This window comes from Limnohabitans sp. 2KL-1, from assembly GCF_003063435.1.
In the GTDB taxonomy this organism is placed as follows: domain Bacteria; phylum Pseudomonadota; class Gammaproteobacteria; order Burkholderiales; family Burkholderiaceae_C; genus Limnohabitans_A.
This window is the reverse complement of the sequence record NZ_NESL01000001.1, coordinates 506,746-531,824: the sequence shown is the minus strand read 5'-3', so window position 1 is coordinate 531,824 and position 25,079 is coordinate 506,746. Positions and strand designations below refer to the sequence as shown.

The 25,079-nt window shown below is 62.0% G+C and carries 24 protein-coding genes; 10 read left to right on the top strand and 14 right to left on the bottom strand.

Annotated features, from left to right (window positions below; translation table 11 throughout):
- Window positions 1–420, bottom strand: coding sequence for an Lrp/AsnC family transcriptional regulator (locus B9Z47_RS02465; RefSeq protein ID WP_108329642.1), 420 nt, complete (start codon window positions 418–420; stop codon window positions 1–3).
- A 78-nt stretch (window positions 421–498) separates the two neighbouring features.
- Between B9Z47_RS02465 and B9Z47_RS02460 the strand changes: the two genes are divergently transcribed.
- Complete coding sequence (locus B9Z47_RS02460; RefSeq protein ID WP_233253612.1) at window positions 499–1,698, top strand: ornithine cyclodeaminase; 1,200 nt, start codon at window positions 499–501, stop codon at window positions 1,696–1,698.
- 37 nt (window positions 1,699–1,735) lie between these two features.
- Here the strand turns inward: B9Z47_RS02460 and B9Z47_RS02455 are convergent, their stop codons facing one another.
- Window positions 1,736–2,638: a LysR substrate-binding domain-containing protein gene (locus B9Z47_RS02455; RefSeq protein ID WP_108329641.1), complete on the bottom strand. Its 903-nt coding sequence runs from the start codon at window positions 2,636–2,638 to the stop codon at window positions 1,736–1,738.
- A 116-nt stretch (window positions 2,639–2,754) separates the two neighbouring features.
- Here B9Z47_RS02455 and B9Z47_RS02450 point away from each other — a divergent pair, with 116 nt between their 5' ends.
- Genes B9Z47_RS02450 through B9Z47_RS02440 form a run of 3 tightly spaced genes read left to right on the top strand, consistent with a single transcriptional unit; the run spans window position 2,755 to window position 6,370 of the window.
- The gene (locus B9Z47_RS02450; RefSeq protein ID WP_158271605.1) at window positions 2,755–3,741 is read left to right on the top strand and encodes a tripartite tricarboxylate transporter substrate binding protein; all 987 of its coding nucleotides are present in this window, start codon (window positions 2,755–2,757) and stop codon (window positions 3,739–3,741) included.
- A complete protein-coding gene (locus tag B9Z47_RS02445; protein ID WP_108329639.1) occupies window positions 3,738–4,940 on the top strand; it encodes a M20 aminoacylase family protein in 1,203 nt (400 codons plus the stop codon). The genes B9Z47_RS02450 and B9Z47_RS02445 overlap by 4 nt, the downstream gene beginning before the upstream one ends.
- Window positions 4,941–4,945: 5 nt before the next feature.
- Window positions 4,946–6,370: an amidase gene (locus B9Z47_RS02440; RefSeq protein ID WP_108329638.1), complete on the top strand. Its 1,425-nt coding sequence runs from the start codon at window positions 4,946–4,948 to the stop codon at window positions 6,368–6,370.
- A gap of 161 nt (window positions 6,371–6,531) precedes the next feature.
- Here B9Z47_RS02440 and B9Z47_RS02435 read toward each other — a convergent pair whose 3' ends face one another.
- Window positions 6,532–8,340, bottom strand: coding sequence for an NAD(P)/FAD-dependent oxidoreductase (locus B9Z47_RS02435; protein ID WP_108329637.1), 1,809 nt, complete (start codon window positions 8,338–8,340; stop codon window positions 6,532–6,534).
- 208 nt (window positions 8,341–8,548) lie between these two features.
- Complete coding sequence (locus B9Z47_RS02430) at window positions 8,549–10,456, bottom strand: sigma-54-dependent Fis family transcriptional regulator (RefSeq protein WP_108329636.1); 1,908 nt, start codon at window positions 10,454–10,456, stop codon at window positions 8,549–8,551.
- Between the two features lie 204 nt (window positions 10,457–10,660).
- Here B9Z47_RS02430 and B9Z47_RS02425 point away from each other — a divergent pair, with 204 nt between their 5' ends.
- On the top strand, window positions 10,661–11,629 hold the full coding sequence (locus tag B9Z47_RS02425; RefSeq protein ID WP_108329635.1) for a tripartite tricarboxylate transporter substrate binding protein: 969 nt from the start codon (window positions 10,661–10,663) through the stop codon (window positions 11,627–11,629).
- 11 nt (window positions 11,630–11,640) lie between these two features.
- Here B9Z47_RS02425 and B9Z47_RS02420 read toward each other — a convergent pair whose 3' ends face one another.
- Both B9Z47_RS02420 and B9Z47_RS02415 read right to left on the bottom strand, forming a co-directional pair.
- Window positions 11,641–12,069 carry a hypothetical protein gene (locus tag B9Z47_RS02420; protein WP_108329634.1) on the bottom strand — a complete coding sequence of 143 codons (429 nt, stop codon included), beginning with the start codon at window positions 12,067–12,069 and terminating at the stop codon, window positions 11,641–11,643.
- Window positions 12,070–12,073: 4 nt separating this feature from the next.
- Window positions 12,074–12,652 carry a restriction endonuclease gene (locus B9Z47_RS02415; RefSeq protein ID WP_108329633.1) on the bottom strand — a complete coding sequence of 193 codons (579 nt, stop codon included), beginning with the start codon at window positions 12,650–12,652 and terminating at the stop codon, window positions 12,074–12,076.
- A 320-nt stretch (window positions 12,653–12,972) separates the two neighbouring features.
- On the opposite strand from B9Z47_RS02415, the gene B9Z47_RS02410 reads away from it, so the two are divergent.
- Window positions 12,973–13,896: an ornithine cyclodeaminase family protein gene (locus B9Z47_RS02410; protein WP_158271604.1), complete on the top strand. Its 924-nt coding sequence runs from the start codon at window positions 12,973–12,975 to the stop codon at window positions 13,894–13,896.
- Window positions 13,893–15,062 carry an FAD-binding oxidoreductase gene (locus B9Z47_RS02405; RefSeq protein ID WP_108329631.1) on the top strand — a complete coding sequence of 390 codons (1,170 nt, stop codon included), beginning with the start codon at window positions 13,893–13,895 and terminating at the stop codon, window positions 15,060–15,062. Before B9Z47_RS02410 ends, B9Z47_RS02405 begins: the two co-directional genes overlap by 4 nt.
- 36 nt (window positions 15,063–15,098) lie before the next feature.
- Here the strand turns inward: B9Z47_RS02405 and gap are convergent, their stop codons facing one another.
- Both gap and B9Z47_RS02395 read right to left on the bottom strand, forming a co-directional pair.
- A complete protein-coding gene (gene gap / locus B9Z47_RS02400) occupies window positions 15,099–16,097 on the bottom strand; it encodes a type I glyceraldehyde-3-phosphate dehydrogenase (protein ID WP_108329630.1) in 999 nt (332 codons plus the stop codon).
- A gap of 229 nt (window positions 16,098–16,326) precedes the next feature.
- Entirely contained in the window at window positions 16,327–16,830 is a 504-nt protein-coding gene (locus tag B9Z47_RS02395) for a MarR family winged helix-turn-helix transcriptional regulator (protein ID WP_108329629.1), read from the bottom strand.
- Between the two features lie 172 nt (window positions 16,831–17,002).
- Between B9Z47_RS02395 and B9Z47_RS02390 the strand changes: the two genes are divergently transcribed.
- Both B9Z47_RS02390 and B9Z47_RS02385 read left to right on the top strand, forming a co-directional pair.
- A complete protein-coding gene (locus tag B9Z47_RS02390) occupies window positions 17,003–17,944 on the top strand; it encodes an alpha/beta fold hydrolase (RefSeq protein WP_108329628.1) in 942 nt (313 codons plus the stop codon).
- A gap of 90 nt (window positions 17,945–18,034) precedes the next feature.
- Window positions 18,035–19,000, top strand: a complete 966-nt coding sequence (locus tag B9Z47_RS02385; RefSeq protein WP_233253611.1) for a tripartite tricarboxylate transporter substrate binding protein — start codon at window positions 18,035–18,037, stop codon at window positions 18,998–19,000.
- A 187-nt stretch (window positions 19,001–19,187) separates the two neighbouring features.
- Here the strand turns inward: B9Z47_RS02385 and gndA are convergent, their stop codons facing one another.
- Window positions 19,188–20,594: an NADP-dependent phosphogluconate dehydrogenase gene (gndA, locus tag B9Z47_RS02380; RefSeq protein WP_108330041.1), complete on the bottom strand. Its 1,407-nt coding sequence runs from the start codon at window positions 20,592–20,594 to the stop codon at window positions 19,188–19,190.
- 206 nt (window positions 20,595–20,800) lie between these two features.
- Here gndA and B9Z47_RS02375 point away from each other — a divergent pair, with 206 nt between their 5' ends.
- Window positions 20,801–22,072, top strand: coding sequence for a hypothetical protein (locus B9Z47_RS02375; RefSeq protein WP_108329626.1), 1,272 nt, complete (start codon window positions 20,801–20,803; stop codon window positions 22,070–22,072).
- 99 nt (window positions 22,073–22,171) lie between these two features.
- Here the strand turns inward: B9Z47_RS02375 and B9Z47_RS02370 are convergent, their stop codons facing one another.
- From B9Z47_RS02370 to B9Z47_RS02350, 5 genes are all read right to left on the bottom strand, one after another.
- Entirely contained in the window at window positions 22,172–22,861 is a 690-nt protein-coding gene (locus B9Z47_RS02370) for a microcompartment protein (protein ID WP_108329625.1), read from the bottom strand.
- Between the two features lie 29 nt (window positions 22,862–22,890).
- Window positions 22,891–23,163 carry a BMC domain-containing protein gene (locus B9Z47_RS02365; RefSeq protein WP_089955588.1) on the bottom strand — a complete coding sequence of 91 codons (273 nt, stop codon included), beginning with the start codon at window positions 23,161–23,163 and terminating at the stop codon, window positions 22,891–22,893.
- A 67-nt stretch (window positions 23,164–23,230) separates the two neighbouring features.
- On the bottom strand, window positions 23,231–23,500 hold the full coding sequence (locus tag B9Z47_RS02360) for a EutN/CcmL family microcompartment protein (RefSeq protein WP_053168998.1): 270 nt from the start codon (window positions 23,498–23,500) through the stop codon (window positions 23,231–23,233).
- The gene (locus tag B9Z47_RS02355) at window positions 23,497–24,462 is read right to left on the bottom strand and encodes a nuclear transport factor 2 family protein (protein ID WP_108329624.1); all 966 of its coding nucleotides are present in this window, start codon (window positions 24,460–24,462) and stop codon (window positions 23,497–23,499) included. Before B9Z47_RS02355 ends, B9Z47_RS02360 begins: the two co-directional genes overlap by 4 nt.
- Window positions 24,459–25,073 (bottom strand): BMC domain-containing protein, encoded by a 615-nt coding sequence (locus tag B9Z47_RS02350; RefSeq protein ID WP_108329623.1) that lies wholly within the window; start codon window positions 25,071–25,073, stop codon window positions 24,459–24,461. Before B9Z47_RS02350 ends, B9Z47_RS02355 begins: the two co-directional genes overlap by 4 nt.
- Window positions 25,074–25,079: the final 6 nt, after the last annotated feature.

The following is a 25,079-nucleotide window of genomic DNA, read 5'->3' as shown; positions in this document are numbered from 1 at the left end:
TCAGCGGTAGGTGGCCAAGTGGATGTTGGTCTCGGTGCTGCGGATGCCGCTGATCAGTCGTACGCGTTCCAGCACATCGGACAGCTCTTTCATCGACGAGGCCTCGATCTCGGCCAGCAAATCCCAGCGGCCATTGGTGTCGTGCAGGGCCACCACGCCGGGTTCGCCCAACAGGCTGGCGATCACCTGCCGCGATGTGTTGCCCTCGATCAGCACGCCCATCCAGGCCTTGATGCGTTCGGGCTCGGCATCGGGGCGCAGCTTGATGGTGTAGCCCACGATGACCTGGTTGTCTTCGAGTTTGCGCAGGCGGTTGTTCACGGTGCCGCGCGACACGCCCAGCTTGTGCGCGAGGTCGGCAATGTTCATGCGGGCGTTTTGCCGAAGCAGGCTGATCAGGTGCTGGTCAATGTCGTCCATGGTGCAAATTGTCATTCAATGCTGACATTTTGACAATTAAATGCATAAAACAACATATTTTTGCTGATTTACATTGCCATGTGGCTCCAAGAAACTTCTGGCATCGACACACAAGGTCTGAAGGACCGGAGAAACCTGCACATGAGCCACACACCCAAGACCTCTGAGTACGACCTCACCGTTCGCGGTCAAGTCGTCCCCTCGGCTACCACGCCCCTGTACCTGAGCGCCCCGGCCGCCGTGGCCTTGGTGCGCCGCAAGGGCCTCAAAAATTGCATCGCAGGCATTGCCGACAACATACGCGCCGACTTTTTGCGCTGGCCAGACTTTGACAAATCGGCCCGCGTGGCCAACCACTCCAAAGACGGCGTGATCGAGTTGATGCCGATCTCGGACGACACCGCCTACAGCTTCAAGTACGTCAACGGCCATCCCAAAAACACCGCCATCGGCTTATCGACCGTGATGGCCTTTGGCGTGTTGGCCGATGTGGCCACGGGCGCCCCCACGCTGGTAAGCGAGTTGACGCTGACCACCGCCATGCGTACCGCCGCCACCTCGGCACTGGCGGCGCAAACATTGGCACGCCCGGACAGCCGGGTGATGGCACTGATCGGCAATGGCGCGCAAAGCGAGTTCCAGGCCATCGCCTTTCAACACCTGCTGGGCATCGACACCCTGCGTTTGTTCGACATCGACCCACAAGCCACGGCCAAGCTGGTGGCCAATCTGAGTGGGAGCGGCCTGAAGCTGCAGGTCTGCGCCAGCATTGCCGAGGCCGTGCAAGGTGCCGACATCGTGACCACCGTCACCGCCGACAAATCCTGCGCCACCATCGTCACGGCCGACATGCTGGCCCCAGGCATGCACATCAACGCCGTGGGCGGCGACTGTCCGGGCAAGACCGAGCTGGCCGCCGATGTGCTGCAAGCGGCCAAGGTGTTTGTCGAGTTCACGCCGCAAACCCGCGTCGAAGGCGACATCCAGCAAATGCCCACCGACTTTGCCGTGACCGAGTTGTGGGAAGTTTTGAATGGCAGCCGCACAGGCCGCGACAGCGATGCGCAGATCACGGTGTTCGACTCGGTGGGCTTTGCGCTGGAAGATTTTTCGGCCCTGCGTTTCATGCACGACGCGGCGCTGGCGCTGGGTTACGGCGAGCGCCTGGCGCTGATCCCGCAAATGGCCGATCCGAAGAACCTGTTTGGCACCTTGCTCGATGGCCAGGCCAACGCCGCCCCCATCCACTTGCAGCCTCAAGCTGTTGCCATGGCCTGAGGTCATGGCGCCAACCCGATGTGCGCCGATGCCGCTGTCAGGCTTTGCCCCGCGCGGCAATCGCGTCGGTCAGGCACCTGGCCAGATAAGCCGCTGCAGGGGTGAGCGGCACCTCGGGTGGGGACAACAACACCAGATCGATGTCGGGCGGGCGCATGCTGCGCAGCGACAACTCCACCAAGCCATGCCCCTCGGGCTGGACCAGCAAGGGCGCAGGCATCACGCTCATGGCGTCGGTTTGCCGAATCAAGGCCATGGCGGCCATCGCGTCGCAGCGCGTGATCTGCTGCGGTGGTGACACGCCCGCCTGCGCAAACATGGCCAGCAAGCCTTCGTCCAGTCCTTGAGAAAAAGGCCCGGGCATGACCCACTCCAGCGCGGCCAGCTTGGCCGCAGTGGGCTGGCGCAGCACCGGGTGCCCGGCGCGCACCACCAGTTTTTGCTGGTCTTTGTGCAAGCGGGTGCATTGAAATTCCTGGGGCGTGACATCGCCGCTGTCGGCCACGATGGCAAAGTCCACCGTGCCATCGCGCAAGCCCGGCAACACACGGGCCACCAGGCCTTCGATCAGGCGCAACTCGATGCGCGGGTAACGTTTGCGAAACCACAAAAATGCCTCGCCCAGCACGGTGAGCATCAGGTAGGGCGTGATCGCCACGCGCACCGTGCCGGCCTCGTCGCCCTGCGCTTGCTGCAACTCGTCTTGTGCCAGCGCCAGCTGGCGCATCACCAGCAGCGCCCGGGCGTGCAAGCGCAAACCTGCCTCGGTCAGCCCCACCCCACGCGATTTGCGCACCAGCAGGGCCACCCCTGCCTCCTCTTCCAGTTGGCGCAAGGACTTGGTCAGGGCCGCCTGAGTCAGGTGCAGTTCTCGGGCAGCGGCGCGGATGCTGCCGTGCTCGACGGCGGCCACCAGGGCTTGGAGTTGGTGCAGTTTCATGCTGCAGCAGTGTAAAGCAGTGAAAACCAGAAGTTGTCATGAAGAAAATTGACAGTCTTTCAGTTGTCCCCTCGCAGGACTAGCATGGGGCCATCTTTTTGACGATGGAGAACCCCATGAAACTGATCAACACCTTGGGCCTGTTGCTGGGCGCGGCCCTGGCCGTTCAGGCCCCTGCGCAAGCGCAAAGCTATCCCAACAAGCCCATCAACCTGATGGTGCCCTACCCGGCTGGCGGCCTGTCGGACATCATCGCGCGCAAGATCAACGTGCCCTTGGCGGCCGAGCTCAAGCAGCCGGTCATCATCGAAAACCTGGGCGGCGCAGGCGGGGCCATCGCGGCGCAAAAAGTGCTCAATACCCCCGCAGACGGCTACTACCTCTTCCAGGGCTCGCCCAACGAACTCATCCTCGCCCCCTTGGCCATGAAGGCCGTCAAGCACAAGCCCGATGACTTTCGCCTGATCCAGCGCATGGCCATGGCCCCGATGGCCATCGTCGCCAGCAAGAACTTCCCGGGCAACACCCCGCAAGAGATGGTGGCCGAGATCGTCAAACGCGCCAAAGCGGGCAAACCGGTCAATTACGCCAGCGTGGGCATCGGCAGCTTCTACCATTTGCTGGGTGAAGAAATGGCCAAAAAGCTGGGCGCTGAAATGCTGCATGTGCCCTACAAGGGCGGTGGCCCCATCACGCAGGATTTGGTGGGTGGCCAGATTGACCTGTTCATCACCCCTTACGGCGCACCCCATGTGCACATGGCCAAAGAAGGCAAGATCAAATTCATTGCCGCCTTGTCACCCCAGCCGCAGCGCCTGATTCCGGATGTGCCCTCGGTAGACCAGGCCAAGGAGCTCAAAGGCTTTCATTACACGATTGGCAGCGGCTACTACGTGAAAAAAGGCACGCCTGAGCCCGTCGTCGAAGCCCTGCACCGGGCGCTGACCAAGGTCATGTTCGACGCCGATTTCCGCAACACCATGACCGCCATGGGCCAGGAAGTGGGTGAAGCTTTGCGTCTGGACCAGACCCAGCAGGTGTATGCCGATGAGGTCAAGCTTTACCAGGGCATCGCCAAATCGATCAAGCTCGAAGCCCAATGAGCGTGCTGCATGCCCTGCAAACGCGTGCCGCGCCCTTTGTGGCGCTGCGCCACGATTTGCACCGCCACCCCGAGCTGGGCCTGAAAGAGTTCCGCACCTCTGAGCTGTTGGCCCAGCAGTTGCAAAGCTGGGGCTACACCGTCACACGCGGCTTGGCGACGACGGGCCTGGTGGCCCAGCTCCAGCGCGGCAAGGGCGTCAAGCGTCTGGGCCTGCGGGCCGACATGGACGCACTGCCCATCCACGAAGTCAATGTGTTTGAGCACCGCAGCGTGCACGAAGGCGTGATGCACGCTTGTGGCCACGACGGGCACACCGCCATGCTGATGGCGGCAGCGCAATACATCGCGCAAGAGGTCGAGTATTCGGGCACGCTGAACCTGATTTTTCAGCCCGCCGAAGAGCACCCGGGCGGCGCGAAGATCATGATCGAAGAAGGTCTGTTTGAGCGCTTTCCGTGTGACGCGATTTTTGCTGCACACAACATGCCCGGCGTGCCTGCGGGGCAGCTGGTGTTCATCGAGGGCCCGGCCATGGCTTCCAGCGACGATGTGACCATCACGCTGACGGGGGTGGGCGGACACGGTGCCATGCCGCACCGCGCACAAGACCCCATCGTGGCAGCGGCCGCCATCGTCATGACGCTGCAAACCATCGTCTCGCGCAATGTGGACCCGCAGCACACGGCCGTCATCACCGTCGGTTCGCTCGTGGCAGGCCAGGCCAACAACGTGATCCCTGCCAGCGCCCGGTTGGAGCTGAGCGTGCGCTCGCTTGACCGCGAGGTGCGCGACCTGCTGCAAGAACGCATCACGCAGCTGGTCACAGCGCAGGCCCAAAGCCTGGGCGTGTTGGCGCAGATCGACTACAAGCGCGATTACCCCGTGCTGGTGAACACCGCCGCAGAGACCGAACTGGCCCGCCAAGTGGGCACCGAGCTGCTCGGGGCCGAACGTGTCACGCGCCAGGGCCGCGCGCTCACGGGCAGCGAAGACTTTGCCGTCATGCTGGAGCACTGCCCGGGCAGTTATTTCATGATAGGCAATGGTGCGGGCGAGAGCACGGGTGAAGGCACAGGTGACAGTGCGGTCGCCCACGCCTGCATGGTGCACAACCCGGGCTATGACTTCAACGACGACATCTTGCCCGTGGGCGCTGCCTTCTGGGCCTTGCTCACACAACGCTTTTTGAAAGACTGAACACCATGGCCACCAAACTTTGGCAACTGAGCGCCACCGAACTGGCCGCTTGCATCGCCCGCCGCGAGACCACCGCACGCGCCGCCACCGAAAGTGTGTTGGCCCGCATTGCCGAGGTCAACCCGCAGGTCAACGCCTTGGCCAGCGTCACGCCCGAGAAAGCTTTGCAAGCCGCCGATGCGGCCGACGCCGCACAAACCCGGGGCGATGCTCTGGGGCCGCTGCACGGCGTGCCGGTCACCATCAAGGTCAACATCGACGTGCAGGGCGAGGCCACCGACGAAGGTGTGCACGACTTCAAGGACAACATCGCCAGCACCGACTCACCCCTGGTGCAGTCCATGCGCGAAGCGGGGGCCATTGTGGTGGGACGCAACAACGCGCCCGCCTTTTCGCTGCGCTGGTTCACCGACAACGCCTTCCATGGCCGCACGCTCAACCCGTTTGATGCGGGCGTTACACCCGGTGGCTCCAGCGGCGGCGCGGCTGCGGCCACGGCCTTGGGCATGGGCGCGATCGCGCATGGCAACGACTATGGTGGCTCGATCCGCTACCCGGCCTGGGCCTGTGGCGTGGTGGGCCTGCGCACCACCGTGGGCCGCGTACCGTCTTACAAGGCCAGCGCCCCCAACCGCATCATCAGCAACCAGCAAATGTCGGTGCAAGGCCCGCTCACCCGCACGGTGGCCGATGCACGGCTGGCCCTGCAAGTCATGGCGCAAGGCTCGCCCCAAAGTTTGGCACTCGACCCGCAATGGGTACCCGCCCCGCTGGAATTTGCCGATGCCCAGCAGCCATGCCGCGTGGCCGTTTTCCGCAACTGGGCGCATTCGGCCGTTGACCCCACGGTGAGCGCTGCCGTCGATCAGGCGGCCCAGTGGTTGCAGAAGGCAGGCTACACCGTCGAAGAAGTGGAGCCCCCCCACTTTGCAGAGGTCTCGGCCATGCAGTTCAACATGGTCATGAACGACATGCGCCGGGGCGGCGAGCCCTTCATGCGCGAGCACGGCGACGACGCTTTGCGCACCGCTTTGAGCCACTACATGGCCATCAACCCGGTGTGGGACCGCGACCAGTATCTGGACTCGATGACCCGGCGCTTCAACATCGCCCGCGACTGGGCGGTGTTTTTGGAGCGGTACCCGGTGCTGCTCATGCCCAACTCCTGGGAGCGGCAATTCCCCATCGACGACGACCAGCGTTCGGCCGAGCGCACCGCCCAAATCCTGCTGGCCCAAGCGCCCTTGCTGAGCACCGCCACGCTGGGTTTGCCTGGCCTGTCGGTGCCGACCGGGGTGATGAACGGCTTGCCCGTGGGCGTGCAAATCGTCAGCACCAAATTCCGCGAAGACCGGATGCTGGCCGCAGGTGAGGTGATCGAGCGGGCCGCTGGGTTTTCGGCGCTGACGCATTTGCTGGGTAGAGCCTGACCGAGGGGCGCGCGCCCCATCAGAGTCCCTCCATGGCTTGGCGCTCGCCTGACAGATGGCCACGCCCCAGACAAGACCTTGAAGGATTTGAAAGCCACGCCACCCGCACACCCGAAAGTGTGCCGATGAAGGTGGCGATCAGCGCCAGGTCAGCGCCCGTTTCAGCGCAAGTGGTGCACCGGCGCAGGCTTGTACACCGGCGTGTCCAGGCCTTCGTAACGCGCCTTCAGTTGCAGCGACAAGAACTGCGAGTAGTGGCGGCTTTGGTGCAGGTTGCCGCCATGGATCCACAACTGCTTTTGCTGGGTGGGTTTCCACATGTTGCGCAACTCGCCCTCCCACGGGCCGGGGTCTTTGGTGGTGCCCGAACCCAAACCCCAGACCTTGCCCACGCGGTCAGCCACTTCGGGCGAAATCAGGTCGGCCAGCCAGTGGTTCATCGAGCCATAACCTGTGGCGTACACCAGCAAATCGGCCTCCAGCTCGGTGCCATCGGTCAAGGTCACGCTTTTGGGGTTGATGCGCTCGATGTTGTTGTGGCTTTTGAGCTTCACGCTGCCGTTGGCCACCAGCTCGCTCGCACCCACATCAATGTAATAACCCGAGCCCCGGCGCAGGTACTTCATGAACAGGCCCGAGCCATCGTCGCCAAAGTCCAGCATGAAGCCTGCCTTCTCCAGCCGTCCATACAGGTCGGCGTCGCGCTTTTTCATTTCGTCGTACACCGGAATGTGGAAGGTGTGCATGATCTGATAGGGCACGCTGGCAAACACCAGATCGGCCTTGTGGTGGTCAATGCCGTTTTGCACCGCCTCTTCGCTGTACAGGCCGCCCAGCGCCAGCTCCATCAGTGACTCCGAGGGCGCTATGTGCGTGCTGCTGCGCTGCACCATGGTCACATCAACACCGTTTTCCCACAGGGCAGCGCAGATGTCGTGCGCCGAATTGTTGGAGCCCAGCACTACCGCTTTTTTGCCTTTGTAGGCTTCGGGGCCAGGGTGCTTGCTGGAATGGTGCTGGTCGCCCAAAAAGCTGTCAGCGCCCGCAATCTTGGGCACGTTGGCATAACCCGACACGCCCAGCGCAAACACCAACTCCTTGGGGCGCAACACCACTTCTTTGCCCGCCCGATCAACCACAACTTCCCACTCGCCTTTGGCCTCGTTGAAGGTGGCCTTTTTGGCGGTGGTCGATCCCCAGTAGTTGATCTCCATGACCTTGGTGTACATCTCCAGCCAGTCGCCCACCTTGTCTTTGGGTGCAAACACCGGCCAGTCGTCGGGGAAAGGCATGTAGGGCAGGTGGTCGTACCAAACCGGGTCGTGCAGGCACAGGGTTTTGTAGCGCTTGCGCCAGCTGTCACCCGCTTTTTCATTGCGCTCGACCACGATGGTCGGCACACCCAGCCGCCGCAGCCGGGCCGCCAGCATGATGCCGCCCTGACCACCCCCCACGATCAGCACATGGGGCTGCTCGTCGTAGCCCAAGCGGGCCTCTTCATCCTGGCGTCGCTCCAGCCAGCTTTTGCGGCCCACTTGCGCCCCGTGTTCGGCCCCTTTGATGCGGCGGCTGCCCTTTTTTTCCTCAAAGCCTTTGAGCTCGGTCATGGTGGTCAACAGCGTCCAGGCCCGGTCGCCTTGGGCCGTAGCCTTAAGCCGCAGGTGACCACGTCCGCGCGAGACACCGGTTTCAAAGGTGAACCAAGCATCGACCACGCCATCGGCCTCGGTGGCTTCGCCTTCCAATGCAAAGTTCGAGGGCTGCACATCGGCCAGCCGCGCTTGCAGCATGGCCTCGATGGCATTTGGGCCTTCCTGGGTGCAAATGTTCCAGGTGAACGACACCAGATCCCGCCAATAGCAGTCGGTGTCAAACAGGGCCGCAGCTTGGGCGGCCTGGCCTTGGCGCATGGCTTGCTCAAAGCCCGACAGCCAATCCTGAGCCCTCTGTGAGGGGGTCTTGTCACTCATGGGTTTCTCTCCTGGTTGTGCCGCACCCGACGTGGTGCGGTGCCTCTAGACAATCAAATGCCGTGCCAGCCAGGCTGCCACGCGCAAGTCCTTGTCAGACCACAACAAATTCAAACCGCCCCGGGGTCTTCCCGGATGTCACAGCGCGTCAGGTGTCACACCCTGGCCTGTGACAGGTGTCACAGGATCGCCGTGTTCAAAAATCCGCTCAATCGCCCTGCCGATGCGGTGCCACGATGCCCGAACGCTTCATGCGCCGGTACAGCGTCATGCGCGACACCTTCAGATCACGGGCCACGGCGCTCACGTTCCACTGGGCCTGGCGCAGCGCTTGCAGCAAAGCGGCCTCGCCGCCCGTGGGCAAGGGCTGCGCTGCGCTGCTTGATATGCCCAATCCGGCTTCGTCGATGCCCGGCAGGTCCGGCAAGTCGTCCAGCTCCAACGGGTCATGGCGGCCCATGCTGCTGGCGTAATCGAGCACATTGCGCAACTCGCGCAGATTGCCCGGCCAGCGGTGCTGCAACAGGCGCTGACGGGCCTCGGGGGTCAGCGTGCGCCCTTGCAGCAGGCGGTCGATCATGGCGCTCAGGTCCGCTCGCTCGCGCAGAGGCGGCAACGTGATGTGCGCCCCATTCAGGCGGTAATACAGGTCGTCCCGAAAACGCCCGGCCCGCACCCGGGCTTCCAGCGGCGCATGGGTGGCCGCAATCACCCGCACATTGACCGGCACAGCCCGTGTGGCCCCCACGGGCAACACTTCGCGTTCGGACAGCACGCGCAACAGCCGTGCCTGCAAGGCCAGGGGCATGTCACCGATTTCATCGAGGAACAAAGTACCCCCATCGGCCTCGGGGATCAGCCCGCGTTTGCCCTTGGGCGCAGCACCGGAAAAGCTGCCGGGCAAATACCCGAACAACTCGCTCTCGATCAGGGCCTCGGGGATGGCCGCGCAGTTGACCGCAATGAAAGGGCGCTGCCTGCGTTCGCTGCTAGCGTGCACCGCCTTGGCAAAGTACTCCTTGCCTGAGCCGGTTTCTCCCGTGATCAGCAAACTGATGGGCGAATTGACCAGTCGCGCCACACGCTCAATTTGCCGCTCCAGTGGCGGGTCGCCCGCTGACAGCGCCGCCAGTGCAGGTGGCACCACCACATCGCTTTGACGCTGGCTGGTCGGCAACTTGGGCGGCGGCGTGGCCGACAGAAACAACAATTGTCGGCCACCTGCATGCAAAACCGCGCGCTGGTCCGAAGGCCGTGTTTGCACATAGCGGCCCAGATCGGCGAAAGGCAAGTCAAACAATCGTTCAAAGCGTGTGCCCAGCAAGGGCTGTGCGGGATCGTTCTGCAGACCCAATTGCGCACGGCGGTTGTAACCCACCACGCGTCCATTGCTGTCCAGCGCCAACAGGTACTCCGGTTGCACATCCAGAAACTGCGGTGCGCTGGACAAACGCAAAATCCAGTCCCGCCGGTGCCGGTACAAAAAAGCGGCATTCTCAATGTCGTGTGCATACATCTGCACCAACTGTAGCGCCAGATGCTGGCTCGACTTGGGCTGGGCCGAGCTCAATTGCGAGATGTCGAGCACCGCACTGAGTTGGCCCCGGCTGTCGTAAATCGGCGCAGTGGTGCAGGTCAGCGGAATGTGGGTCGCATCGAAATGGTCGTCCAGGTGCACGGTGAGCGCCTGCCCGGTGCTGATGCAGGTGCCCACACCGCAAGTGCCCGCATGCTGCTCGCTCCAGTCAGCCCCAAGGTACAAGCCTGCTTTGCGCAGGCTGGGCTCGAACACCAGATCACCCAGAAAATCCACCGTCACACCTTTGGCATCGGTCAACAACACCACATACCCAAGCCCGGCCACTTTGGAGTAAAGCGTCTCCAGGCCATGCCGGGCGATGTGCAGGAACGCCTCCATCTGGTCCTGGTGTTCACGCAAGCGCGCTTGCGGCAAGATGATCGCTTCTTGCATGCGCGTGGGGTCCAGCTGGTGTTCGTGCACGCAACGGAACCAGGAATCGCGGATGAGCTGTTCATGGCGTGGTGCCGCAGCCGCTGCGCCGTGGGTGGCCACGCTGATCACGTTGGCGATGTGCTCGTGCTGGAAAGTGTTCATGCTCAACCCGTCTGAAGATCTGCCTCGCACTTTCGACGGACCCTACGCCCCTGTCAAGACAGCGTTTTCCCGCTGGCCTCATCGCCACGGTGCGCCCACTGCGGACGATGGCGGCAAGTCCACGCGCGATTCAGGGAATACGCTGAATCACAAAAACCTTTGTGCCGCCATACTGGCTTTCTTCACATTTCAAAGGCCCTGCACATGAGAACCATGATCACTCGCGCGGTTTGCGCGGTCTTGCTGACGGGCTTGCCCCTTCTGTCCTGGGCACAAGCCTGGCCCGGCAAACAGCCCATCAAGCTGGTGGCGGTGTTTCCGCCGGGCGGCTCGGTCGACCAGGTGGCGCGCATTCTGTCGGGGCCACTCTCCCAGCAGCTGGGCCAGAGCGTGGTGGTGGAAAACAAGGGGGGTGCCTCGGGCGTGATCGGCACGGCCAGCGTGCTCGCCGCGCCGGCCGATGGCTACACCTTTGCGGTGGTGTTTGACACCCATGGCGTGAACCAGAGCCTGATGGCCAACATGCCTTATGACAGCAAGAAAGACCTGGTGCCGCTGGTACTGGTGGGCACCTCGGCCATGATGCTGTCCACCCATGTGGGCACCGAGTACAAGTCATTTGCCGATGTGGTGGCCGCGGCCAAAGCCAAAAAGAACGTGTCGTTTGGCACCATCGGCAATGGCAGTCTGGGCCACCTGGCCATGGCTTTGCTGGCCAAAAACGGGGGCCTGGAGTTCAACCATGTGCCGTTCAAAGGCGGTGGTCCCTTGATGAACGATGCGATTGCGGGGCACATTCCCCTGACCATGAGCACGGTGTTCTTGAACAAGCCGCACATCGACAGCAAACGCCTGCGTCCGCTGGCGGTGACATCGGCCAAGCGGGTGGCCGACTTTCCGGATGTGCCCACGATTGCCGAAGCGGGTTTTCCGGGCTTTGAAGCGCCCGCCTGGTGGGCCTTGCTGGCCTCGGCCAAAACACCACCCGACATCGTCAAGCGCATGAACGAAGAGCTGAACAAGGTGCTGAGCAACCCGGACGTGTCCAAACGCCTGGTGGCTCAGGGTATCGAGATTTCAGGCGGCAGTGTCGAGAAAGCCAAAACCTTCATCGATGGCCAGATCGACACCTGGGCCAAAGTGGTGCGCGACAACGGCATCAAACCGGACTGAGCTCGCCCATTTCATGGCGCATTGGGCTCGGGGGCGTCGACCACCAACTCGGGCTGCAGGGCGCGCACGCGGTGGTCCACGTAGTAGCCGCCAAATTCGGTGTACTTGAGCAACACGCGCTGGCATGGACCGCAGGCCAGAACGTCGCAGCGGTTGTATGGAAAGTAGCGTGGGGCAATCGGGGCGTCGGGGGATTCGTAGCGGGTGCCCCGCAGATGGAACTCTTCAAACGTGGGCTCGGCCTCTGTGCCGGCATAGGGGTCGGCGGGCATCGCACGCAAACTGCCCAAGGTGGTCATTTGCGCTGCGGGCCAGCGGTCTTCGGTCACGCTTTCCCAACCGGTGCACGCGCCCACGGGGCAGGTGCAGGCCAGGGGTGTTGCGGCTTGACCCAGGGCCTGCAGGGCCTGGGCATCCAGGCTTTGACGTTCAGAGGTCATAGGCTCACAGGCTTTTGAAAGCGTCGGCGGTCAACACCACCAGTTCGCCATCCGAGATAAGGGTGATGCGGTTTTGGGCAGCGTATTCGCGGGCCTTGGCGCTGACCTGCCCCAAGGTGATGCACACGCTGTGGGCCGCTTGCAGTTGGTCACGCGTGGTCACCAGCTCGCGCAGCGGGTCAATGCCCAAGGCTGCGGCTTTCCAGCGCTTGGCACCGACCACGGTGAGCACGCCCTTTTTTTCCAGCTGCATGTCGGCCGGGCCTGCCAGCAGCGTCACGGTGTAGCCCTGACGGGTGAATGCGGTCGCCAGCAAGGCCGAAAAATCACGCCAGCCCATGCTGGCAAGACTTTGCAGCACCTTCTCGGTCAAGGCGGGGCTGGGCAGGTTTCTCTGTCGCCACAGCGCCATGCAGCCAATGACCAAAAACGGAAAGCCGCCCAACATGCCCGCGGTCACGTATTCCTTGGGCAAAAAAGCGCCCGCCACCAGCGCCACGACCGCCACCAGCACAAAACTGATCCACCACGGCGAGCGCAACAACACCGCAAACAGCGATTTTTCGGACATTTTGAATTTCACACACGTTCCCTATGAAAAAAGCGCCCCTGAAGGTCGCGTGGGACATTATTAAATGAGTTGGTCGTCCGCCTGCGTGTTGTGTGGCATCCCCCGACGAAAACCTTGGGCATCCTTGACATGGCCCTGCTGAATGCAACCCTTGCCCCACCCAAAATCTATTTGAAACGACTTGTCCGGCCTGTGACAAGGACAGGAAACGCTTCGTGTCATTCTGAACGCAGTGCATGCGGCACCTTGTTAACCCGCCCTCTAGATTCCACACGCCAGGTTGTTACCCCACAAGAAAACCCCGCATGAAAAGCCACCCCAAGAGAAGTGACATGGTCCATTACTTTGACGAAGCCCGCGTGCAGCAACTGCTGAGCGTGACCGATTTGCTGCAAGGCGTGCGCGAAGCCCTCGTGGCGCTGACGCTGGGCCAGGTGGTGCAGCCGCTGCGCATGGTGATGCCCATTGGCGAAGCCTCGGCCGACGGCCTGCTGTTTTTAAAGCCCGCCCAACTGGGCGACGCGCTGAGCACCAAGCTCATCACCCTGGTGCCGGGCAATGCACAAAAGGGTTTGCCCACGCTGCTGAGCACGATTGTGTTGATGGACCCCGCCACCGGCCAGACCTTGGCCGTGATGGAGGGCAACACGATCACGGCCATGCGCACGGCGGCGGCTTCTGCCGTGGCGGCCGATGCGCTGGTGCCGCGCACGCCGCAGGTGGTGGCCATGCTGGGCAGCGGCGTGCTGGCGCGCAGCCATGCGCAAATGCTGCGTGCCGTGCGCGAGGTGTCCGAGATACGGGTGTGGAGCCCCACGGCCGCCAACGCTGAGCAATGCGCGCGCGACATCGGCGGTGTGGCTTGCAGCAGCGCCGAACAAGCCGTGCGCGGTGCCGACATCGTGTGCACCGTGACCAATGCCAGCGAACCGGTGCTGCAAGGCACCTGGCTCAAGCCCGGCGCTTTTGTGGCGGCGGTGGGTGCGCCCAGGCCCAGCTGGCGTGAGCTGGACGACGCGGCCATGAACCATTGGGTGGTGGCCGATCAGCGCGAAGCGGCCGAAAAGGAATCGGGCGATGTGCTGCTGTCGGGTGCCCCAGTGGCGGCAGAGATTGGCGACATTTTGTGTGGCCGCGTGGCTGCGCCGCCCGCGGGCACCACCATCATTTTCAAATCACTGGGCCAGGCGGTCGAAGACACGGTGGCGGCACGCTTGGTGTACCGCGCGGCTTTGGCACAAGAGGCCCGTGCATGAGCAGCACCGATGTGGTGATCGTGGGCAGCGGCGTCATGGGCGCGGCCACGGCGTATTGGTTGACCCGCTTGCAGCCGGGCCTGCGCGTCACGCTGGTCGAGTCGGACACGCGTTACGAAAAAGCATCTTCATCGCTGTCGGCCAGCTCGATCCGCCAGCAGTTCACCTGCCCGGTGAACATTCGGTTGAGCCAGTTTGGCATCGCGTTTTTGCGAGAGGCCGAGCAGCACCTGGGCCTGCCCGATCACCCGGTGGCACTGGGGTTGCAGGAACCCGGTTACCTGTACCTGGCCCAGCATGAACAAGCAGCGGCCATGCAGACGGCGCACCAGATTCAAAAACAGGCCGGTGCCGATGTGGCTTTGCTGACGCCCGAGGCCCTGCGCCAGCGCTACCCCTGGCTGAACGTGGACGATGTGGCCCTGGGCAGCCTGGGCCTGAGCGGCGAAGGCTGGTTTGACGGTCCGGCACTGCACCAGGCGTTCTTGAAAAAAGCCATGACACAAGGCGTGCAGCGCCTGCACGACCGGATGGTGGGCATGGACCACACCGCCACACAAATCAACGCAGTGCACTTGGCCAGTGGCGACAGCTTGCGCTGCGGCCAGGTGGTCAACGCTGCAGGGGCCTGGGGCGGTGAGGTGGCGGCCATGGCGGGTATTGACTTGCCGGTGCAAGCGGCCCGGCGCACGGTGTTTGTGCTGTCTTGCCCCGAACCACTGCCGCAGTGCCCCTTGCTGATCGATCCGAGCGGCTGGTGGCTACGCCCCGAAGGGAGATTTTTGATCAGCGGCTCAGAGCCTGTACAAACCCAACCCGGCCTGCCGCTGGAGCCCGACTGGTCCGAGTGGAACGACGAGCAATGGGCTTCGCTGGCGCACCGCATCCCGGCGCTGGCCGCGTTGCGGGTGGAGCGGGCCTGGGCGGGCTATTACGAGATGAACACCTTTGATCACAACGCCGTGATCGGGCCACACCCCGACCTGCGCAACCTGTATTTCATCAACGGTTTTTCAGGCCACGGCATGCAACACGCGGCAGGCGCTGGTCTGGCCCTGGCCGAGTGGATGATGCAGGGACAATCACACACCATCGCGGTGTCAGAGCTGGGATTTGAGCGACTGCTGCACAACCGCCCCTTGCGTGAGTTGCAGGTGATTGGCTAAGGCGGTCCAAGCCCGTTCAGCCAGATCGCCGCAAGGTCAGCGCCCCACCACGCGGGCCATCTCCAAGCACTTGTTCGAGTAACCCCACTCGTTGTCGTACCAGGCCACCACCTTGATGAAGGTGCTGTCGAGCGCAATGCCCGCGTCGGCATCGAAGACGCTGGTGCAGACCTCGCCCCGGAAATCGGTAGAGACCACCTTGTCGGTGGTGTAGCCCAGCACGCCCTTCAAGGCACCTTCGCTTTGCGCTTTCATTTCGGCGCAGATCTCGGCATACGTTGCAGGGTTGTCCAACTCGGCCGTCAGGTCCACCACCGACACATCGGAGGTGGGCACGCGAAACGCCATGCCGGTCAGCTTGCCTTGGATGGCGGGGATCACCACGCCCACGGCCTTGGCCGCGCCGGTGCTGCAGGGGATGATGTTTTCCAGAATGCCACGGCCGCCGCGCCAGTCTTTGTTGCTCGGGCCGTCCACGGTTTTTTGGGTGGCGGTGGCCGCGTGCACGGTGGTCATCAGGCCGCGCTTGATGCCCCACTTGTCATTGAGCACCTTGGTGATCGGGGCCAGGCAGTTGGTGGTGCAGCTGGCGTTGCTGATGATGGCTTGTCCGGCATAGGTGTCGTGGTTCACGCCATACACAAACATGGGCGTGTCGTCTTTGGACGGGGCCGAGATCACCACCTTTTTGGCACCTGCAGCCAGGTGCTTGCCCGCGCCTTCCTTGTCCAGGAACAGGCCCGTGGCTTCGATCACCACGTCAGCGCCGACTTCGTTCCACTTGAGGTTGGCCGGATCGCGCTCTTGCGTCAGGCGAATTTTTTGGCCATTGACCACCAGGGTGTTGCCCTCGACCGAGACCGTGCCCTTGAAGCGGCCATGCACGCTGTCATAAGTCAGCATGTACGCCAGGTACTCGGGCTCCAGCAAATCGTTGATGCCAACGATCTCGACGTCGTTGAAGTTCTGCACCGCAGCGCGCAGCACCATGCGGCCGATGCGGCCAAAACCATTGATACCGATTTTCGTGGTCATGTGGGTCTCACTTTCGTTGGAGGTGTCTCTGGCGGCAGCCCCCCGACACAGGAAAGCCGCCGATGTAACCATCGTATGCGAATTTATGAAACTTTGTTACATGCCCGGTGATTTAAAGGAGTTTGTTCTGGTTTTGTAACTCTTGCGGAACGTTGCGGCGACTGTCTGCTCTTGAAACTCGATGAAACGGTCGTGGATGTCGAGTGACCCAGACAACGAATTGCGCACTTTACACATGCTCTTGATTGCACCAGTTCGGGGTACTGGTACACAGTTTCTGCAGCAATCGTGTCAGTTCCGTGCTTTCTTTGGTCGTCAGTGCCGACATCATGGCCCGCTCGCGCTCCTGTAAACCGGGCATAAAACACTGGTGCATACGTTGGCCCTCAACGGTGATGTAAAGGAGCAAGCGCCTCTGGTCATGGACATCTGGCACACGTCGAATCAAGGCCTTTTTCTCCAAGGCCGTGACGGCCCTGCTGATGTTGTTTTTGAGGTGACCAGAAAAGTCACAGATCTCAGATGCGGTGATCCCATCCCGGTGAAAGAGAAAAATCAACGTCAGGATTTCCGGACGCGTCAGGCCCAACTTTGACTCGATCGACCTGAAGGATGGCTCTCTGTATGAGTTGACCAAATAGCCGAACTTGTAGGCAAAGGGAATGGAGACTCCGTCAAGAATCTCACTGATGGGCTGGGGCGCCCCTACCCCTGTTCGAGACTTGTCATTCATGAAGTGGCACCAAAAAAATTCAGGATATCTGTCTAGTTTAAGTGACCGTTTTGGTGGACAAACCTCTGACCGAGGGATAACCCTGTTCAGGTCATATGTTCCACATAGTACTATTGTGGTTCCATTAAGAACCAATAACCTGCTCTTGGACAGCGCCAAAAGACACGATCACATGGACACGCCAACCCTCTGCAAAGCGAACAACACCTTTGATTTTGAACTGCTTGAGTTCAACAGTGGCAGTGCTGAGCATCCGATTTTTGTCCGGTGTGTCAAATCGGTTAACGGCGATGGCCATCGCTTACCCGTCGTCATGCTGCACGGCGGCTTCCATTCTGGAGCCGCCTATCTGCATTGTCCTGATGGACGGCTGGGTTGGGCTTACAAGTTCGCAGAACGCGGGCATTGCGTTTATGTGCCCGATTGGCCTGCACACGGCAAGTCTCCTGGCACTGAAAACATTGCTGACCTGGGAACCGTAGACATTGCCCACGCCATGGCTGCATTGCTTGAAACCACGGGGCAAGCGATTGTGTTGGCACATTCTGCTGCTGGCCCTGTCGCCTGGTGGCTTGCCGAGCACTGCTCGGAGCATGTCGCAGCGATCATCGGTATTGCGCCGGGTTCTCCTGCCAATCTGCTGCCCATCTTGCCGGACGATCCGAAAGCCATTTCATTGCTACAGCACGATCCAGGTGCAGGTTTTCCCGTGTACAGCAAGCCCGGCGAACCGGTCACGGTGGATGCAAATTTCATCCAGGCTTTTTGGGCAAACAGCCCACTCTTTCCGATCGAAAACCTTCAGGAATACGCTCGAACTGTGGTTCCCGAAAGCCCCAGGCTGCTCAATGAGCGCTTCAACATCGGGGGCAAGGGTCTGCGTCTTTCTCCAGTGCATCAAGTGGGCATGCGACCGGTGCTCATCCTCACCGGCGAACTCGACCTTCGCCATCCAAGGCCAACAGACGAAGCATTGGCACGCTACCTCGGTGCCGATTACATCTGGCTACCGGATGTTGGCATCAAAGGCAATGGGCACATGCTGATGCTGGAAACCAACAGCGATGCCATCGCTGGCGTGCTGACACGATGGCTGCAAACCAAGGGCTATTGACCGCCGAAAACCGGCACTCACTTTCTCACCTACACCCCCAACTCAACCTGAAGGAGTTATGTCATGAACAAAAATTTCAATCGCAGAACCATGCTGGCCCGCATGGGCCTCACCCTTGGGAGCTTGGCCCCCATGCCAATATGGGCCCAAACAGCTGGATTTCCAACAGGGCCTATCAAGATCATCATGCCCTGGGCTGCCGGAGGCGGCGGGGATGTGCTGGTACGAGCCATGACTTCTGCAATGTCACAGCGTCTTGGACAACCCGTCATTGTGGATAACAGGCCGGGTGCCATTGGAACCATCGGCAGCCTTGCCGCCGCAAGAAGCCCTGCAGATGGGCTCACGCTGGTCTATGGCACGGCAGACTCGCACTCCATCGCCCCGCACATATTGAAGTCATCGCCATACGATTCGAAAAAAGATTTTGTCGCTGTGGCCCCTATTGGCTTTACACCGCTGACACTGATTGTTCACGCATCTCATCCTGCCAAAACATTCGAGCAATACCTGCAGATGGCAAGGCAGGCCAAGGAGCCTCTGACCTACGGATCATGGGGGCAAGGCAGCTCGGGACAGATCACGGTGGAAGCCCTCAAACAAAAAGCCAAAATTGACCTGCTGCACATTCCTTACAACGGCACTGCACCCTTGATGCAGGCGCAGTTGTCCAACCAGGTCAGTTCAGCCATCGTGCCTGTGCTGGTCGCAGATCAGCATGTCAAGGCAGGCTCGGTGCGCATGCTGGCGGTGACGGCACGCGAGCGACTGGCCGCATTTCCCGATGTGCCGATCATGAAAGAAATGGGCGTTGAAATCGACATGGGCCCATGGCTTGGATTCCTTGCACCCGCAGGGACCCCGTCTGCGGTGGTAGACAAATTGAATAGTGCCATCACGGCCTCCATTGCCGAACCTCAAGTCGCAGAGGTTATGAAAAAAATGACCATGGTGATCGACAAGATGAATCCTGCGGATTACCAAAAGTTTGTCAACAACGAGTACGAGCGCTGGGGCAGCTACATCCGCACGGCCAGGATCACGATGGACCTTTGACCCATCAGGACAAAAAGGGTGAAGTAGAGCGCGTCGGTCATCCGCACGCATCTGCTCTACCCACAAAAAACAGACATGAACGTCGCTGCACCCAGCGACGGCTTGTGGCCTTGGATTGAACCCGTCGCCAACACTGAAAGCAGCCACAAACTGATGCGCACCTCGCGCATGCGCACAGTTACTGCCTTCAATCACCCCACCGGGTGTGAAATTTCCCCGGACGGTCGGTGCGCTGGTAAGTGTGGGCACCAAAATAATCGCGCTGGGCTTGCAGCAAGTTGGCGGGCAAACGGGCTGAGCGGTAGGCGTCGTAGTAGCTCAGCGCACTCATGAAGGCGGGCATGGGCACGCCCCGCAGCGCGGCCATGGCCACCACTTCGCGCAGGTCTTGCTGGCAGTCGGCCATGACGCGGGCAAAGTGCGGGTCAACCAAGAGGTTGGCCAGGTCGGTCTGGTGGGCATAGGCTCGGCGCACGTCTTCGAGCAAGTGGGCCCGGATGATGCAACCTGCGCGCCAGACCGAGGCAACTTGGGCCATGGGCAGATGCCATTGGTTGTCGCGGTCGGCAGCGCGCAAGATGGCAAAGCCCTGGGCGTAAGCGCAAATTTTGGCGGCCAGCAAAGCCCGACGCAGCGGGCCCAACACCGCACCGCGCTCGGGCACCGTGGCCATGTGCGGCCCCGACAGCCAACGCGAGGCGGCCACGCGTTCGGTTTTGATGGCGCTCATGGTGCGGGCAAACACCGCTTCGGCGATGGTTGGCGCGGTCACGCCCAGGTCCAGCGCGATCTGGCTGGCCCATTGACCGGTGCCTTTTTGCTCGGCCGTGTCCAAAATCACATCGACCAGTGCCGCGCCCGTTTCAGGATCGGTCCTGGCCAGAATTTTCGCCGTGATGTCGATCAGGTAGCTGCCCAGTTCGCCATCGCTCCAGTTTTGAAACTCTGCCGCAATCTCTGCCGGGGCCATGCCCAGGCTTTGCATCAACGCGTAGGCCTCGCAGATCATTTGCATGTCGGCGTATTCAATGCCGTTGTGCACCATCTTCACAAAATGACCTGCGCCACCCGGTCCCATCCATTCGCAACAGGGCTGGCCGTCTTCGGCTCGGGCAGCAATCGCCTGCAGCAGCGGCTTGACCAGCGGCCAGGCCTCGGGCGAGCCGCCGGGCATCAGGGCGGGGCCGCGCAAGGCACCCTCTTCGCCACCGCTCACGCCCGCGCCCACATACAGGATGCCCGAGCCTTGCAAGGCGGCGATGCGCCGCTGGGTATCGGTGTACAGCGTGTTGCCGCCGTCAATCAGCACATCACCGGGTGACAAAAGGGGTGTCAGCTGCGCCAGCACGCGGTCCACCGCAGCGCCGGCAGGCACCATGAGCCACAGACGCCGGGGCAGCGACAGAGTGGCCACCAGCTCGGCCAGCGTTGCTGCCGCCTGTGCCTTGAGGCCGCGAGTCCGCTGGGCAAAGTTTTCGCGCTTGCTCGCATCAAGGTCAAAACCCGCGACCGAAAAACCGTTGCGTTCCAGATTCAGGGCCAGGTTTTCACCCATCACCCCCAGGCCCACCAGGCCAATGTCCATTGCTTGCATGTTTGTCATTCCCGTGTCTTGACAGGCAGGCCCAAGACCGCCTGCGTGGCGTGCCCGAATTGTCCGATGAAAGCCCGCGTCGCCCTGTCGCCTGTCTGTCCGTGATGTGACGCACTCGCGTGCCCGCGGGACAGGTGCCGCAGGAGGCTGCAGTCAGCCACTGCAGGGGTAAGATTCAAACACCCCCCTACGCCAGGATCGCTCTTGTGAACACTTCCCATATCCATGCCGAGAACTTCAACCGCGAATGTTTTTGCATCAGCCTGGACGAGCGAGCTTTGGCGCACAGCATGGCGGCCGACATCGGCGATGCAGCCTTGTTCGATCTGGTGCAGGATCGCCTGCCTTCGCTGTTCTCGGCGCGGCCCGTGGTGTTGTCGCGTGCTCAGGTGCAAGGCATGTCGCAGCTGATCGCCGCATTGGAGTCGGTGGTGGCCCTGCCCGCCTACCGCGAGGAGGTGTTGTCACGTTCGGACCCGATTGCACGCCACCCGACCCGCGCCCAAAGTGTGTTCATGGGCTATGACTTTCATGTGCACGCGAACGGTATGGGCCTGATCGAGGTGAACACCAACGCGGGCGGCGCCCTGCTCAACGCCTTGCTGGCGCGTGCGCAGCGGGCCTGTTGTGCCGAGATCGAAACCCTGGTGCCCACCGGGGCACAAGTGGATGCGCTGGAAGCGGCTTTCGTGGCCATGTTCCAGAACGAGTGGCAGCTGTGTCAGCCCGATCGGGCCTTGAAAACGGTGGCCATCGTCGATGCCTTACCGCAACAACAATACCTGTACCCGGAGTTCTTGCTGTTCCAAAGCCTGTTCAGACGCCACGGCATACAGGCTGTCATTGCCGATCCGGCGCAACTGCTTTGGCGCGACGGGCAACTGTGGTTCGAGGGTGAGGCCATCGATCTCGTCTACAACCGATTGACCGACTTTGCGCTGACCGAGCCTCAGCACGCCCATCTGCGGCAGGCGTATTTGCAGGACGCGGTGGTCTTGACGCCGCACCCGCAGGCCCATGCGCTGTTGGCCGACAAGCGCAACCTGGCGCTGCTGTGCAACGCACAGACCCTGCAGGCCATGGGCGTGCCCGAGGCCACGCAGGCGGTGTTGCTGGCGGGCATTCCGCACACCGAGGTGGTCACCCCGACCAACGCCGAGCGCTTTTGGGTCGAGCGCAAAAAATTCTTTTTCAAGCCCTTTGCAGGCTATGGCGGCAAGGCGGCTTACCGGGGTGACAAGTTGACTCACCGCGTCTGGGACGAGATCAAGGCGGGCGGCTACATCGCTCAGGCTTGGGTGGCCCCGGGTGAGCGCACCATCTCGGGCGGCGATTCGGCGCAGGTGCTCAAGTTCGATGTGCGCAATTACGTGTACGACGGCCGGGTGCAGTCGCTGGCCGCGCGCTTGTACCAAGGACAAACCACCAATTTCAGGACACCTGGCGGCGGGTTTGCGCCAGTGTATGTGAGCCCGTGATGGCTTGACCGCAGCCCATGCATTTGGGCGATGGTCTACGACGGCAAGCCATGTCGGGGGCAGGACACAGCCCACAAAGTGAGCTCTTGCCCAACGCGCTCAACCTCTGCCCGGAATCTCCGACAGCAACTGCTCAACATGGGCTTTGGCTTTTTCGAGCGAAGCCATGCTGCCCGTCAGGTACATGCGGCCGCTCGCGCCGATCATGCTGCACTCGACCAGGGTCAGGTCAGGGGCGACTTTTTCGGCTTCGTTGGCCATGTGGGCACCGAACAGCGCCGGGGCCACCTCCATGAGCAGCATGTTGTCGCCGGGCAGCACCATGCTGGCTTGGCGCGTGCGGTTCATCAGCACGGCGTGCTGATCGGTCACGTTTTCCAGAATGTCGCTGTAGAGCAATTGCGGACGCAGCTGGTCTTCGGCTTTGGCCCCCATCCAGTCCAGGATCACTTGGCCTGCGCGCTGCAGCGCCGCGCCATCGTTGCCGTGCAACTCCAGCACGCCGAACTGCCGCTCGACCGCCAAGATGCCGGGCTCGAGTGTTGGCTCGGCCTTGAGGGCCAGGTCGATCACCCGCTGGATGGACAACCCGGGGGCGATCTCCACCAGCAGGGCGTGGGTGCCCTGCATTGCCACGTAACCGCGTGCGCCCAGGGGCGAACTCATCCACGACGAGAACTGGCGTTGCAGGTCGGTGAGCGTCAGGTAAACCCGAAGCTCGGCCGCCGGTTTGGCGGGCGGTTTAGCGGCAGCTTGGACAGGCGTGGTGGCTTTTTTGCTTGTGGCCATGCGGCCTCCTTGTCAACAGCGTTCGCGGATCAGTTGCCGTCAAAGGCTTTGGACACGTCAGCGTGTGGACGTGGGATGACGTGGCAAGACACCACTTCACCGATCGCGCCTGCGGCTTCAGCACCGGCTTCGGTGGCGGCTTTGACAGCGCCCACGTCGCCCGAAACGATGATGGCGACCAGGCCGCCACCGACTTCTTTTTTGCCAACGATGTTGACGTTGGCGGCTTTGACCATGGCGTCAGCGGCGGCGAAAGCAGCAACATAACCTTTGGTTTCGATCATTCCGATGGCTTGTGACATGTGAGTCTCCTTGAGGGTTTAAAAAAGAAAGGTTTGAGGAAAAGAGTGAAGGGAAATTTCAGTGCGTTCAGCGCATCGGCGTCGGGGTGTCGTAGTTGTCGAGCGAGGCGATGATGAGCGCATCGGCCACCACACGCGGGTGCGCCGGGGCGAACCACCAGGCGGCGGGCGCGCCGATGGTGATCATCACGCGCTCGCCAATGCCGCAGCCCATGGGGTCGTAGCAGACCACCACGTCTTTGGGGTAGTCCAGCTGCACCTCCAGCAAAGCGCCGGGCGGCAACTCGGGCAGGCGTTTGCTGGCCACAATGCGGCCGATCACGGTTCCTGTTTTCATGGGGACACTCCTCGTTCAATGGTGATGCCGCGCTTGCGCAGGGCTTCTTTGCCCAAAGGGGTCAGGACCGCCTTGGGGTGGATGCGAACCGTCTTCACACTGGGGGGCAGCGTCTTGAGCAGTTTTTCGCCAATCACGCCCTTGAGTTCGGGCACAGCTTCGGCGGGCTTGTGGGCGTGCACGTCGCCATACTCGTCCTTGCATTCGCAGGCTTTGCCCGCCTTGCACGACGCACAGCAAGCGGCTGGGTCGATGGCGGTGGTGGCAGCCATGGCCGATGCGCCCGATGAAGCGGGTGCAGCACCGGCGGCGGCCACGGCTTTGACCGCCGCTTCGTCCACCCGCATGTCAAAACGCAGCAGGCCCGATTGCGCCGCTTGCAGCAGGGCCGGGCTGGCGGCCAGGCGCTTGAACAGATCGGTCAGGGCAGCGGCGTGCGCGGCCGTGCCCACGCGCAAAGGCACCACCACGCCCTGGGGCGCAGCGCCAGAAGACGCGGTTGTAGCGGCTACACCGGCGGCTGGCTTGGCCGCGCCCATTTGCTTCCAGTAAGCGTCTTTGCGGGCGATCAGTCCATCACGGATCAGGTAGACGTCGGTGCCGTCCAGGGTCGCCGTCTGGCCGCCGGGCAGGGGCACCGTCACCTTGTAGTTTTGCACCACGGTCTGGCCCAGCACGTTCATGCGTGAATCTGAAAATTGGGGGCCGGCGGGGCTGGCAAAGCGTTCTTTCAAAAACGCCAGGCAGGCGGCACGACCGTTGAGCACACGCGCGTCGGGCAGGGTCCACACCACATCGGGTGCAAAGCAGGTCACGATGGCTTCGGCGTTCGCAGTCTCGTAGCCGGCTTCAAAGCGGCGCATCAGGGCGGCCACAGCAGCGTCAGCCGCAGGGCTGGGCGCAACACCCAAAGTCTTGCGGACTTGCGCCCGTATTTGCTCACGCAGAGCGTCTGTGCTCATGCAGCACCTCCGGCGTCGCGAATCACGGCTTCTGCCACGGCAGCCGCCGCCCGCACGTCCGACGCATTGCCCGACAAATACAGCCGACCGGCTGGGCCCATGAAGCGGCAGTCGATCAGTTTCACGTTGGCGGCTTTTTCGGCCTCGTTGGCCACCAGTAGCGCATAAGACGAGGTGGTCATTTCCATGATGTAGAGCGACTCGCCGGGCAAAAGCATGCTGCCCGATTTGCTGCGGTTGATCAAAAACGCATGGTAGCCGTCGACCCGGTCGATCACTTTGGACGCCAGGATCTCGGGCTTGAGCGCGCTTTTCTCACTCACGCCCATGGCGTCGAGCACGGCCGCACCGGCTGATTTGACGGATGACGAAGACTGGCCGTGGAACTCCAGATAGCCAAACTGCCGCTCGACGACCAGGTTGCCGGGCTTGACGTCGTCGTGCTTCAGGGCGATGTCGGTCAACCACTCGATGTCCATGCCTGGGGCGACCTCGATGAGCATGGCGGCATCGTTGTGGCGTGGCAAAAAGCCACGGGCAGTCGACCCCAGCAAACACATCAATTGTGGCTGCAAGCGGTCCAGAAAAATGTAGCTGCGCAAAGTGGACATGACAGG

What these genes read in the sequence shown, in the direction of transcription:
- B9Z47_RS02460 (WP_233253612.1), top strand. Translation starts at nt 499, where the DNA reads ATGTGGCTCCAAGAAACTTCTGGCATCGACACACAAGGTCTGAAGGAC.
- B9Z47_RS02395 (WP_108329629.1), bottom strand. Translation starts at nt 16,830, where the DNA reads ATGAATGACAAGTCTCGAACAGGGGTAGGGGCGCCCCAGCCCATCAGT.
- B9Z47_RS02370 (WP_108329625.1), bottom strand. Translation starts at nt 22,861, where the DNA reads ATGGCCACAAGCAAAAAAGCCACCACGCCTGTCCAAGCTGCCGCTAAA.
- B9Z47_RS02425 (WP_108329635.1), top strand. Translation starts at nt 10,661, where the DNA reads ATGAGAACCATGATCACTCGCGCGGTTTGCGCGGTCTTGCTGACGGGC.
- B9Z47_RS02445 (WP_108329639.1), top strand. Translation starts at nt 3,738, where the DNA reads ATGAGCGTGCTGCATGCCCTGCAAACGCGTGCCGCGCCCTTTGTGGCG.
- B9Z47_RS02430 (WP_108329636.1), bottom strand. Translation starts at nt 10,456, where the DNA reads ATGAACACTTTCCAGCACGAGCACATCGCCAACGTGATCAGCGTGGCC.
- B9Z47_RS02440 (WP_108329638.1), top strand. Translation starts at nt 4,946, where the DNA reads ATGGCCACCAAACTTTGGCAACTGAGCGCCACCGAACTGGCCGCTTGC.
- B9Z47_RS02360 (WP_053168998.1), bottom strand. Translation starts at nt 23,500, where the DNA reads ATGAAAACAGGAACCGTGATCGGCCGCATTGTGGCCAGCAAACGCCTG.
- gap (WP_108329630.1), bottom strand. Translation starts at nt 16,097, where the DNA reads ATGACCACGAAAATCGGTATCAATGGTTTTGGCCGCATCGGCCGCATG.
- B9Z47_RS02350 (WP_108329623.1), bottom strand. Translation starts at nt 25,073, where the DNA reads ATGTCCACTTTGCGCAGCTACATTTTTCTGGACCGCTTGCAGCCACAA.
- B9Z47_RS02355 (WP_108329624.1), bottom strand. Translation starts at nt 24,462, where the DNA reads ATGAGCACAGACGCTCTGCGTGAGCAAATACGGGCGCAAGTCCGCAAG.
- gndA (WP_108330041.1), bottom strand. Translation starts at nt 20,594, where the DNA reads ATGCAAGCAATGGACATTGGCCTGGTGGGCCTGGGGGTGATGGGTGAA.
- B9Z47_RS02365 (WP_089955588.1), bottom strand. Translation starts at nt 23,163, where the DNA reads ATGTCACAAGCCATCGGAATGATCGAAACCAAAGGTTATGTTGCTGCT.
- B9Z47_RS02450 (WP_158271605.1), top strand. Translation starts at nt 2,755, where the DNA reads ATGAAACTGATCAACACCTTGGGCCTGTTGCTGGGCGCGGCCCTGGCC.
- B9Z47_RS02385 (WP_233253611.1), top strand. Translation starts at nt 18,035, where the DNA reads ATGCTGGCCCGCATGGGCCTCACCCTTGGGAGCTTGGCCCCCATGCCA.
- B9Z47_RS02390 (WP_108329628.1), top strand. Translation starts at nt 17,003, where the DNA reads ATGGACACGCCAACCCTCTGCAAAGCGAACAACACCTTTGATTTTGAA.
- B9Z47_RS02420 (WP_108329634.1), bottom strand. Translation starts at nt 12,069, where the DNA reads ATGACCTCTGAACGTCAAAGCCTGGATGCCCAGGCCCTGCAGGCCCTG.
- B9Z47_RS02465 (WP_108329642.1), bottom strand. Translation starts at nt 420, where the DNA reads ATGGACGACATTGACCAGCACCTGATCAGCCTGCTTCGGCAAAACGCC.
- B9Z47_RS02435 (WP_108329637.1), bottom strand. Translation starts at nt 8,340, where the DNA reads ATGAGTGACAAGACCCCCTCACAGAGGGCTCAGGATTGGCTGTCGGGC.
- B9Z47_RS02455 (WP_108329641.1), bottom strand. Translation starts at nt 2,638, where the DNA reads ATGAAACTGCACCAACTCCAAGCCCTGGTGGCCGCCGTCGAGCACGGC.
- B9Z47_RS02410 (WP_158271604.1), top strand. Translation starts at nt 12,973, where the DNA reads ATGGTCCATTACTTTGACGAAGCCCGCGTGCAGCAACTGCTGAGCGTG.
- B9Z47_RS02405 (WP_108329631.1), top strand. Translation starts at nt 13,893, where the DNA reads ATGAGCAGCACCGATGTGGTGATCGTGGGCAGCGGCGTCATGGGCGCG.